Genomic DNA, 11,320 nt, shown 5'->3' with positions numbered 1-11,320 from the left:
GAAATGAAGATGAGGGTCTTTTAAACTGAGAACAGATGCGATAGAATGAGTAATGGACATAGTGAGATTTCCTTTCTGTAATTTGTGGTGATTTTATTGTAACGGAAATTCTTACCTATGTCTCTTTTTTTTATGCTCAAGAAAAAAAGGCGTTGGTTTCTACCAACACCAAAATTTATAGAACCACTAAAATTAGATGATCTGAAGCACAATAATTATCTACCTTCATGTTCTAGTGAAATTCAGCAATTAGTCAGTCATTCTTCAGAGAATTCACTTACATTTTTAATAGTATCTATACTGTATAATTGTTTGTATATAACAACATTGTTATGTGATAATTCGAATATGGTTTCTAAAATTTCTGGAATGATTAATTTTCAATTATTAACAGTTACATTAGTAGTTCTTAGCTTTTTTACATGCATAGTAATAACAATTTTACCCAAAATTTATATTAATAGAATGGTTTTCTATTGGAAAATGGTTAAATTACAAAGCTTAGAGGAGAATCTTAACATTGCTGAGATTAATAATGATAAAAACAAAATTCAAGAGTGTATAACTTATATTTCAGAACTTAGTAAAGATCAAATAAAATATAATTATTACATTTTAGAAATAATTATAACAATAACTTCATTAATATTAAATGTTCTAAACATTGCTAATTTAATTTATAAATAAGGAAATATCTACGACTTTAAAACTAAATAAAAAAAGCGCCGAGGCGCTAGTTTGAGAAGACTGTATTTATTCGCTATAATATTTAAGTTTCCAAAGCTTCAAACCCTAACTAAGATAGAACAAACTATAGGATAAACGTATAGTTTTGATTATTTGACTAACTCTAAAACTTCATCCAGATCTTGTTTTTTTGATTCTTTGAATTCGCATACGAACGCATCGTCTTCGCTGTAACGGGGAATGATGTGGAAATGCAGATGATTCACAGTCTGGCCTGCGGCCTCGCCGTTGTTGTTCAGGATATTGATCCCCGAAGCTCCTGTTTTTTCCTGAATCCGTTTCGCTAAGTGCTTGACGACCTGAATCAGGTGAGCGGCTGTTTCATCGTCACATTCCAACAAATTGTCGACATGCTTCTTAGGCATAACCAGAGTATGACCTTTTGTAACCTGGGAGATGTCCAGGATCGCTAAGACCAGATCATCTTCGTAGACGACTTTTGATGGAATTTCATGGTTGATGATGCTGCAGAATACACACATGGGAAGCTCCTCCTTAACAATGGATTAATTCGTATTCACGCGTGCCCAGACCAATTTCTTCGCCATGGGCAAGACACGTCTGCCAGTTAGTATCCGGATGCGTGTCGGTGAAGTGATCGTGGTGATCATGCTGATGCTCATCCAAGACGCTGCCCGCAATCACCGGAGCCTGGTTTACCGCATCAACACAAGCCTGATCTAGGGCTACCGGATCAAAGGAGGCAAAGATCCCGATATCCGGAACGATCGGCAAATCATTCTCCGCATGACAATCGCAGCATGGTGAGACGTCCATGACAAAGCTGATATGGAAGTGTGGCCGACCCTGAATAACCGCTAGCGAGTACTCGGCAATCTTCTCGTTGAGGATATCGTTAGCCTCGTCGTTCATCGGTTCAATCGCATCGAAGTTGCACATGCCGATGCAGCGCCCGCAGCCAACGCAGCGGCTGTGATCAATGTGCATCTTGTGATTCTCATCGAAGTTCAAGGCGCTGTGGGCACAGATCTTCTGGCACATGCCGCAGCTGTGGCACCGTTCAGGATTGACCTGCGGCTTTGAGCTGTTATGCATTTCCATCTTTCCGGCACGGGAACCGCAGCCCATCCCGATATTCTTCAACGTCCCGCCGAATCCCGTGGATTCATGCCCTTTAAAATGAGTCATCGTGATGAAGATATCCGCATCCATAATTGCCCGGCCGATCTTGGCTTCTTTGACATGCTTTTGATGAATCGGCACTAAAGTTTCGTCCGTTCCTTTCAAACCATCGGCGATCAGAATGTGGCAGCCGCAGCTGAACGGATTGTAGCCGTTCTGATACGCTGATTCAATATGATCCAGAGCGTTCTTTCGTCCGCCGACATACAAGGTGTTGCAGTCAGTCAGAAACGGCTTACCGCCCAACGACTTGATCAGATCTACGATTCGATGTGCGTAATTCGGCCGCAGGTAAGCCAGGTTTCCCGGTTCGCCAAAATGAATTTTAATCGCGACATATTTATCTTGAAAATCCAGTTTTTCAATTCCCGCCTGTTTCACCAGTCGTTCCAGCTTGTCCAACAGGCTGGTCGTTCCATAGGTCCTCAGGTTCGTTGTATAAACCTTTGCTTTTTCCATATTTATTATCCCTCCATGTCCCTTATTATATAGGAAAGTGGAATGCATTTCCAGCGATCACCTGCGGATTGGAAAAATATTCGCAGACCTTTTTCAAATACATAGATTGATAAACTTTTATCTTTTCGTCACCGATCAAAGTCAGAAAAAAGCCCTGGGAATTTGCGTTTGCAGCTCCTGGGGCTTTCGTGTTTAAGGTCTCTTTTTACTTCGATTTTGCCTGAATCAGATAATCCGCGTAGTTGGATTCCAACTGATCATAGATCGTCTTATCATAGACTGTGAAATTGTATTTTTCAAAATAGAAGATCGATGCTTCCGAAGACAGCGCGCTGATCGAGGCGATCGTATCGACCGCTTCATCCTTGAAGCTTTCCGCATCCGTCGCGATGACCTGAACGATGTAGAAGTTCGCGCCGTTGTCATCAGCGATCACGTCGGTCAGTGTTGGATCTGTGATCACCGACAGCGTCGACAGGACGTTGGTCGCATAGCTGCTCTGCGTCGTTGCGATTGTCTCGGCGGCGGAAACGCTGGAGCCTAAGCTTGTCGCCGTTTCTTCAAAGTTCGCGCCACTCTTGACCTGTTCCAGGGCCTGGTTGGCCGTTGCTTCATCAGTGAACTGCATGATCCGGATTTTCTTCGGGGAATAACGGGAAACCAGATCGCCGAACTTTTCGTTGACGTAAACCTTCGTCAGTTCCTGAGCCTGCAGACTGACTAACAGACTGTTGTTCAGGTATTCTTCCTCATCCGCAAAGCCATAGGACTGCAGGTAGCTGGCAAACGAATCGCCCAGCATCGTCTTGTACGTGTTCAGCGTTTCTTCCGCTTCGCTGCGCATTTCATCCGTTACTGGAACTTCTTTTTCAAAAATAACTTTCTTTGCTTCATTGATCGTGAAATAGCCGGCATCCCGCGCCAACATGAAGTTGTACATGTCGCCTTTGGTCAGCGTCTGATTGCCAACGGAGAAGACGGCTGTCTTCGGATCTTTCAGGGACGCGCGCGCATCGCTGCAGCCCGCTAACAATAAGGCCCCGAGGGCTAAAAGAACAAGCTTCTTCATTATTCGTTTCCTCCCTGTTCGCCGTTGTTTTCACCGTTTTGATCTTCGGCGTTGTTCTGATCTTCGCCCTGACCTTCAGGATTTTCCGTGTTTTCCGTAGTTTCCGGCTGAGTTTCCGGTTCGTCTTTTTCATTTAAGCCCATGTAGATCAACAGTTTGTTCTGCAGTTCGTCGTTGCCCTTGAAGTCCAGGTTCATTTCCTGAGCCTTCTCCCAGACAACCTTCGGCTGCAGGTTCGGGTAGTAGGTCGCCAGGGCGTCGTAGAACTCATCATAGCCTTTCAGCGTCTCCGTGTCGGAAACATCGCACTTGATGATGTGCCAGCCATAGGTCGTCTGAATCCATTCGCTGACCTCGCCCTCGTTCATCGCCAGTGCGGTTTCCAGGAACGGGGAGACTAACTGGCTGTCGGCGTCCATGTAGCCGATCGAACCATTCTGGACGGCAGAGCCGGAATCTTCTGACAACTCCTGCGCCACTTCGCCGAAGTCGCGGCCGCTGGCCAGCGCGTCCTTAACCGCGTTGACACGGTTGGTTTCTTCTTCTGTCGGGTTGGCCGGATCATCCATCTTGATTAAGATATGGCTGACAATCCGCGGCTTCTTCGCTTCAACATACGCCGGGATGTATTCGTCGGCATGCGCGTTGATGTAATCCTTGATCATCTGCTGCGTCTTCTGGATGTGGATGAAGTAGTCTGTCAGATCAGAAAGCTTGCTGTAGCCGACGCCGTTGAGCGCTGTCAGCAGCATTTCCTTGTACTGATCGCCGTAGGTCGACTGATACTGCGCCGTAATCGAATCCGCATACGACTGGGCCTGCGTCTTCATTTCCTCCGTGGTTTCAATGGACGGGTCAACGACCGCTTTCTCCATGAACTGATAGACGCCGGCGACGCCCATTTCGTTAAACAGCGTGTCGTAGAATTCTCCGGCTGTGATATCCTGATCGCCGATCGAGAATACGACGTCCTCGCCGCCGACTGATTTTCCTGGGAGCTTTCCTTTGTTCTGGTCGTATGCAAAATAAATGCTGGCTCCGATTAACAGAACGCCAACAAGGCACACAAACCAGTACTTTTTGAGTGTTTGTAACATGAATGTACCTCCTAATGAACTTTATTATTATAGGGTATTTCAGGGGACTTTGCAATTTGATCGGCAGGCTTTCTATCTGAATTTTGTGTGAACAACCCCATTTTCCCGCTTTTTTCCATCATCGCTGGAAGAAAAAGGCCGAAAGAGTGCCTGGCAAAGCCGTTTGAACAGATAATAATCCGCACATCCTGAAACAGAATATGCTATAATCATTCTGGACATTTTTTGTCTGGATAACAACTCGAATCATGAGCGGAAAGGATGAGAGAATGAGTCAGCTGATGATTAAAAATCTTCATGTTGAGGTCGAAGGCAAGGAGATCCTCAAAGGGATCGATCTGACGGTCGCTGATCATGAAATACATGCTTTAATGGGTCCTAACGGAAACGGAAAATCGACGCTGCTGGCGGCGATTATGGGTCACCCGAAATATACTGTGACAAGCGGAACGATTGAATACGACGGCCGCGACGTTTTGGCGATGAGCGTCGACGAGCGCAGCCGCGCCGGTTTGTTTCTGGCGATGCAGTATCCCCAGGAAGTGCCGGGCGTCACGAACTCCGATTTCCTGCGTGCGGCGATGAACGCCCGCCGGGAAAATCCGATTTCCCTGTTCTCTTTTATTAAGGAAATGGAAAAGACGATTAAAGATCTGCAGATGAAGCCGGATTTAGCGCATCGTTTCCTCAACGAGGGCTTTTCGGGCGGCGAGAAAAAGCGCAACGAAATCGTGCAGATGAAAATGCTGAAGCCGTCGCTGGCGATGCTGGATGAGATTGACAGCGGATTGGACGTCGACGCCCTGAAAATCGTGGCCGACGCCGTGACGCAGATGCAGCAGGAAACGGGTTTAGGCATGATCGTCGTTTCGCATTACGAACGATTCTATCAGTTATTAAAGCCGACGCACGCACACGTGCTGATCAACGGCCGGATCGTCATGGAAGGCGATGAAACGCTGGTTCAGAAAATTGATCAGGACGGCTACGACTGGCTGTATCAACAGCTGGATCTGCAGCCGGCCAAAGAAGAAGTGAAGCTGACCTTCACCCTGGGCAGCTGCGCCGCCAGCGCAAGGGGCCGCAAGCATGGCTGAAACAGTGCTGACCCTGCATGAAAGTCCGGTCAGCCCCGTCGTTTTACAGGAAACATTGCGCGAGCTTGTCATCGACGCTTCCGCGCCGCTGACGCTGACCTTGACCGCGCCTGCGCAAACGGCCTGCTCCCTGGTCGTCCGGATTCGTCAAGCCGAGGCTCTGACGATTCAGGTGCGGGCGGAAGCGGCCAGCCAGCTCACGCTCTTGTATTGGAATGAGAGCAGCGCGCCGATCACGATTCGCGAAAGCAACGAAATTTACCGTGACGCCCGCTTCAAAGCGGCGTATGTGCAGCTGAATCCGGGCATGGTCGATCATCAGTCCAAGACCCTGCTGAAGGAAAGCGGGGCCGAGGCTTTGGTTCAGTCGGCAGTGATCGCACAGACCCAGAAACAATTTGTCGTCGATCTCATTCACCAGGCCGGACAGACGACGGGAATCATGGAGAATTACAGCATTGTCCTGCAGGGCGGACGCTACCGCATGGAAGCGACCGGCAAGATCGAAAAGGGCGCCCGCGGTGCCAAGAGTCATCAGACCAGCCGCGCGCTGACCTTTGACGCCCAGCAGACCGCGACGATTCTGCCGAAGTTATTGATCGACGAAAATGACGTGGAAGCCAGCCATGCGACGACGATCGGACAAATGGATGAAAACCAGATGTATTATTTACAGAGCCGCGGCTTGAGCGAAGACGAAGCGATCCGCCTGGTCACGATCGGCTATCTGCTGCCAATCGCCCGGATCAGCGACGATCCAAAGCTTCAGGAAGCCCTGGCTCAGGAAATTGAAACGAAGGTGAATGAAGTATGTTTGACGTCCTCAAAATAAGACAGGATTTTCCAATGCTTCACAACCGCACGATGCAGTCGCATCCGTTAGTTTATCTGGACAACGCCGCGACGACGTTCAAGCCGCAGTGCGTGATCGACGCCGTCGTGCGCTATTACACCGAGCAGACAACCAACGTTCACCGCGGTGATTATGAAATTTCCTATCAGGTATCGGAAGCCTATGAGAAAACCCGCGAAGACGTGGCGCGGTTTATCCATGCCCAGCCGAAGGAAATCGTCTTTACGGCCGGGGCCAGCGCGTCGCTGAATCTGGTGGCGTATGGCTACGGACGGAAGTATTTAAAGCCGGGCGACGTGATTCTGTCGACGGAGGCGGAACACGCGTCCAACATCCTGCCGTGGTTTAAAGTTGTGGAGGAAACCGGCGCGAAGCTTGAATACATTCCCCTGACGGAGGATGGCCGGCTGACGCTGGAGAACTTCCGCAAGGCGATGCATGAGCAGGTGAAGATCGTCGCTGTCGCGGATATCACCAATGTGCTGGGCTATGTCGCACCGATCGAGGAAATGACGCGGATTGCCCATGAACACGGAGCGATCGTCGTCTGCGACGGGGCGCAGTCCGTGCCGCACACGCCGACGGATGTGAAAGCCTGGGACGTAGATTTCCTGGCGTTCAGCGCGCATAAAATGTGCGGTCCGACCGGCATCGGCGTGCTGTATGGCAAATTTGAGCTGCTGCAGAAAACCGATCCGTTCATGCTCGGGGGCGGCAGCAACGCCCGCTTTGACATGTGCGGCAACATCCTGTTAAAGGACGCGCCGTATAAATTTGAAGCCGGGACGCCGAATATCGAAGGGGTGCTCGGCCTGCAGCAGGCCGTCCGCTATCTCGAAAACATCGGCATGGACAAGATTGAAGCCTACGAGCATGAGCTCAAGGCCTATGCGATTGAAAAACTGAAAAAACTGGATAACCTGATTCTGTATAATCCGACCTCACCGACCGGCATCATCGCCTTCAACGTGAAGGATGTGTTCGCTCAGGATGCGGCCGGATATCTGAATTCCAAGGGGATCGCTGTGCGCTCCGGCAATCATTGCGCTAAAATTCTGCTCAATGTGCTGAAGACCTCGGAAACGATCCGTGCCAGTTTGTATTTCTATAACACGAAGGAGGACGTCGACCGGTTTGTCCAGGCGTGCAGTGAAATTACGCTGGAAAACTGCGTCGGACTGTTCTTCTGATTGAAAGGAGGAAGTTTATGTCCAGTTTGCTGGAGGATCCGATGGTCTTGCGCGAGATCATCATGGATCACTATCAATATCCGCACAATCATAAGCTGACGGACGACGCGGGCTACCATCAGGTGCATATGGCTTCGGAATCCTGCATCGACGATATTACGGTTCAATCCAAAATCAACCCTGCGGGCAGCATCGAAGACGTGCGCTTCGACGGGGTCGCCTGCACGATCTCAACGTCGTCGACCTCGATCATGACGGAGCTGTTGAAAGACAAAAGCGTTGCCGAAGCCAAGGCGATCATCGACGAGTATTTCGCGATGATCGAGGAACAGCCATATGATCCGGAACGGCTGCAGGAGGCGGTTGCCTTCAAGAATGTCAGCAAGCAGGCCAACCGGATTAAATGCGCGACGATCGGTTGGAAAGCGATGAAGGAAATGATCGAAGAATGGGAGAAAAATCAATGAGCCGCGAACAAGAAACAGTCCTGAAAACGCAGGACGATTACCAATACGGCTTTCACGACGAGGACGTCAGCGTCTTCAAAACAAAAAAGGGCCTGACCCGGGAAACGGTGATCGAGATCTCGACGATCAAAAAGGAACCGCAGTGGATGCTGGATTTCCGTCTGAAAGCCTATGATGCGTTCGTCAAGATGCCGATCCAGGATTGGGGTCCTGACTTAAGCACGTTGAATTTTGACGATTACACCTACTATATCCGTCCGAGCAACAAGAAGGAAACGGATTGGGACGAGGTGCCGGAGACGATCAAGGACACCTTTGACCGGCTGGGGATTCCGGAGGCGGAACAGAAGTTCTTAGCCGGTGTCAACACCCAGTATGAATCGGAAACGGTTTATCACAACATGCTGAAGGAAGTCGAGGAGAAGGGCGTCATTTTTCTGGATACCGACTCCGCACTGCAGCAGGTTCCGGAACTGGTGAAGGAATACTTCGCGACGGTTGTGCCGTATACCGACAACAAGTTCGCTGCGCTCAACAGCGCCGTGTGGTCGGGCGGTTCGTTCATCTATGTCCCGAAAGGGGTAAAGCTGGAAAAACCGCTGCAGTCCTATTTCCGCATCAATTCGGAACAGATGGGCCAGTTTGAACGGACGCTGATCATCGTCGATGAGGGTGCCGACGTGCATTACGTCGAAGGTTGTACGGCGCCGACGTATTCCAAGGACTCGCTGCATGCCGCGGTGGTTGAGATCATCATCAAGGAAGGCGGCAAGTGCCGGTATTCGACCGTTCAGAACTGGTCGGACAACATCATCAACCTCGTTACCAAGCGCGCCAAGGTCGATGCGCACGGGGCGATGGAGTGGATCGACGGCAATATCGGGTCGCAGACGAATATGAAATATCCGGCCTGTCTGTTAGTCGGCGAATATGCCCGCGGCATGTGCATTTCGATCGCCGTGGCATCCCGTCATCAGGTTCAGGACGCCGGAGCCAAGATGATTCATCTGGCGCCGCATACTTCCAGTACGATCATCTCCAAGTCGGTTTCCCGGCTGGGCGGCGAGGTCAATTACCGCGGTCTGGTCCAGCATGGGCCGAAAGCGGAATACGCCCGTTCGAAGGTGGAATGCGATACGCTGATTCTGGACGAGCAGTCCCGCAGCGACACGATTCCGACGAACGTGTCATCCTCGCGGACTTCGACGATCGAGCATGAAGCGACAGTCTCGAAGATTTCCGAGGAACAGCTGTTCTATCTGATGTCGCGCGGATTAACGAAATCGCAGGCGACAGAAATGATTATCATGGGCTTTCTGGAGCCATTTACCCGCGAGCTGCCGATGGAATACGCGGTCGAGCTGAACCAGCTGCTGAAGCTGGATATGGAGGGCAGCGTTGGATAAAAAAGCACTGCGGAAGCTGGCGCAGATGAAGCGGCACGAGCTGCCGCCGCTGCTTAAAGCGCAGTTTGATGAAAATATCCGGTCGCAGCTCATGAAGGTGCAGGAGCCATATCAGAAGATCGGAATGTATATTTCGATTAATGATGAAGCGGATACCCGCCGGATCCTGCAGCATCTGCTCGATCAGGGTAAACAGATAGCCGTTCCCAAGTGCGTTGTGCGCGAAGGGCGGAACACGCTGGATTTCTATTGGATCGAAGGGTTGGAGGATTGCATTCCTTCCCGCTTCGAGCTGTTGGAACCGGTGGCGCAGCCCTCCCGCAAAGCGGCGTTGTCCGAGCTGGAGCTGATGATCGTCCCGGTCGTCGGATTCGATTGGCGCAAGAACCGGATCGGTTACGGCAAAGGGTATTATGACTCGGTGCTGGATACCTTTCCCGGCTTGAAGGTCGGACTGGCTTACACAATGCAGCGCGTGGCTGATTTTGAGCCGGAGGCTTTCGATGTTCCGCTGGATATGATCATCACGGAGCAGGGAGCCTTGTAAACAAGATTCTTAAAATGAGAAACAACGATGAAAACCGGGGTGAACGCTCCGGTTTTTTATTTGATAAAAAAAGAAGCTTTCGCTTCTCATTTCTGATCTAATTGTTCCAGGCATGTCTGCCGGGCCTGCTTGGCGGTAGTGAACGCAACATCTTTTTCAAATAAATACGTTATAAAATGATTCCAGTCCGTAACCGGGAAAGAATCCGGGTCAATCTGCGTCAGGACCTCGGCAATAACGGAGTAATTATCCTGCGCCTTTAAATCAGAAATGAATAAACCGCACTGGTCTGCGATCTGATCAATTAGTGCCATAATCCTTCTCACTCCTTTATCGTTTCAGTAAAGTGTACTTTAATAAAACACCCAGCAAATCACTCTATTCTTTATTTTAATAGGTAGAACGTTTCCTGTCAAAACCTATTTTGGTAATTTTTACAGCTTGTTTCCAATGTGTCAGAAAGGTACACCTTTTTAAAACAGAGCGGTTGATCAAAGGGAGAAAAAGTTTACCATCTCCCTTTTTTCTGCGTCTATGATGTAATGAATGCATGGAGGAGGAAGTTATGTCACAGACCGTTTACGGATATATCCGCGTTTCATCAAAGGATCAGAATATCGAGCGTCAGAGGAAGGAGCTGATCGCCTATGGCGTCGCGCCGCGGCGGATTTATATGGATAAGCTCAGCGGAAAGGATTTTAACCGTCCCGGTTATCAGAAGCTGACACGCCGTAAAGTCAAACCCGGGGATCTGATCGTCGTTCAGAGCCTGGATCGGTTAGGCCGCAATTATGAAGAAATTCTGGAGGAATGGAAATGGATTACACGTACCCGCAAGGTCCATATCAAAATTCTGGATATGCCGATTCTGGACACCAGCGTCGATCAGGATCTGGTCGGCACGCTGATCTGCAATCTCGTGCTGGAACTGCTTTCATTTGTCGCGGAGAACGAGCGCAAGATGATCCGTCAGCGCCAGGCTGAGGGCATCCGGATCGCCAAGGAAAAGGGCGTGCATTTAGGCCGTCCGCAGCTGGCGGTGCCGCCGGAGTTCATGCCGCTGTATCAACAATGGCGGCAGAAAAGCCGGCCATCCAAGGAGCTGATTGCCCAAAGCGGAATGTCGTATCAGAAATTCTACCGCACCTGCCGGAAACTTCGCCAGCGGGAAACGAATGCCAGCCGTTAAACCGGCGCGCTGGATTCTTTTTATTGTCCGCCAAACTCTGCCGGCTTTTTCCGAAC

12 protein-coding genes are annotated in these 11,320 nt (G+C 49.9%); 7 read left to right on the top strand and 5 right to left on the bottom strand.

Annotation, left to right across the window (positions count from 1 at the left end; translation table 11 throughout):
- Positions 1 to 836: 836 nt before the first annotated feature.
- The 4 genes from I2D94_RS12300 to I2D94_RS12285 form a co-directional block, all read right to left on the bottom strand.
- A complete protein-coding gene (locus I2D94_RS12300) occupies positions 837 to 1,229 on the bottom strand; it encodes an HIT family protein (protein ID WP_072684174.1) in 393 nt (130 codons plus the stop codon).
- A gap of 13 nt (positions 1,230 to 1,242) precedes the next feature.
- Positions 1,243 to 2,349, bottom strand: coding sequence for a DUF362 domain-containing protein (locus I2D94_RS12295; protein WP_072684175.1), 1,107 nt, complete (start codon positions 2,347 to 2,349; stop codon positions 1,243 to 1,245).
- Between the two features lie 205 nt (positions 2,350 to 2,554).
- Positions 2,555 to 3,418, bottom strand: a complete 864-nt coding sequence (locus I2D94_RS12290) for a hypothetical protein (RefSeq protein ID WP_072684176.1) — start codon at positions 3,416 to 3,418, stop codon at positions 2,555 to 2,557.
- A complete protein-coding gene (locus I2D94_RS12285) occupies positions 3,418 to 4,515 on the bottom strand; it encodes a peptidylprolyl isomerase (RefSeq protein WP_072684177.1) in 1,098 nt (365 codons plus the stop codon). Before I2D94_RS12285 ends, I2D94_RS12290 begins: the two co-directional genes overlap by 1 nt.
- A 269-nt stretch (positions 4,516 to 4,784) precedes the next feature.
- On the opposite strand from I2D94_RS12285, the gene sufC reads away from it, so the two are divergent.
- From sufC to I2D94_RS12255, 6 genes are read left to right on the top strand one after another with little or no spacing between them, the layout of a single operon-like run.
- Positions 4,785 to 5,612 (top strand): Fe-S cluster assembly ATPase SufC, encoded by an 828-nt coding sequence (gene sufC, locus I2D94_RS12280; protein WP_039864287.1) that lies wholly within the window; start codon positions 4,785 to 4,787, stop codon positions 5,610 to 5,612.
- Positions 5,605 to 6,444: a SufD family Fe-S cluster assembly protein gene (locus I2D94_RS12275; RefSeq protein WP_195397075.1), complete on the top strand. Its 840-nt coding sequence runs from the start codon at positions 5,605 to 5,607 to the stop codon at positions 6,442 to 6,444. The genes sufC and I2D94_RS12275 overlap by 8 nt, the downstream gene beginning before the upstream one ends.
- Complete coding sequence (locus tag I2D94_RS12270) at positions 6,423 to 7,655, top strand: aminotransferase class V-fold PLP-dependent enzyme (protein ID WP_195397074.1); 1,233 nt, start codon at positions 6,423 to 6,425, stop codon at positions 7,653 to 7,655. The genes I2D94_RS12275 and I2D94_RS12270 overlap by 22 nt, the downstream gene beginning before the upstream one ends.
- Positions 7,656 to 7,672: 17 nt before the next feature.
- Positions 7,673 to 8,122, top strand: a complete 450-nt coding sequence (sufU, locus tag I2D94_RS12265) for a Fe-S cluster assembly sulfur transfer protein SufU (RefSeq protein ID WP_072684180.1) — start codon at positions 7,673 to 7,675, stop codon at positions 8,120 to 8,122.
- Positions 8,119 to 9,528, top strand: a complete 1,410-nt coding sequence (sufB, locus tag I2D94_RS12260; protein WP_195397073.1) for a Fe-S cluster assembly protein SufB — start codon at positions 8,119 to 8,121, stop codon at positions 9,526 to 9,528. The genes sufU and sufB overlap by 4 nt, the downstream gene beginning before the upstream one ends.
- The gene (locus I2D94_RS12255; protein ID WP_195397072.1) at positions 9,521 to 10,075 is read left to right on the top strand and encodes a 5-formyltetrahydrofolate cyclo-ligase; all 555 of its coding nucleotides are present in this window, start codon (positions 9,521 to 9,523) and stop codon (positions 10,073 to 10,075) included. The genes sufB and I2D94_RS12255 overlap by 8 nt, the downstream gene beginning before the upstream one ends.
- 86 nt (positions 10,076 to 10,161) lie before the next feature.
- Here I2D94_RS12255 and I2D94_RS12250 read toward each other — a convergent pair whose 3' ends face one another.
- The gene (locus I2D94_RS12250; RefSeq protein WP_072684183.1) at positions 10,162 to 10,389 is read right to left on the bottom strand and encodes a hypothetical protein; all 228 of its coding nucleotides are present in this window, start codon (positions 10,387 to 10,389) and stop codon (positions 10,162 to 10,164) included.
- A 251-nt stretch (positions 10,390 to 10,640) separates the two neighbouring features.
- Between I2D94_RS12250 and I2D94_RS12245 the strand changes: the two genes are divergently transcribed.
- On the top strand, positions 10,641 to 11,264 hold the full coding sequence (locus I2D94_RS12245; protein WP_072684184.1) for a recombinase family protein: 624 nt from the start codon (positions 10,641 to 10,643) through the stop codon (positions 11,262 to 11,264).
- The last annotated feature ends 56 nt before the right edge of the window (positions 11,265 to 11,320 follow it).

This window comes from Holdemania sp. 1001302B_160321_E10 (assembly GCF_015552275.1).
Taxonomy (GTDB): Bacteria; Bacillota_I; Bacilli_A; order Erysipelotrichales; family Erysipelotrichaceae; genus Holdemania.
Note: the sequence above shows the minus strand (reverse complement) of the source record. Positions and strands in the feature narration are given on the sequence as shown.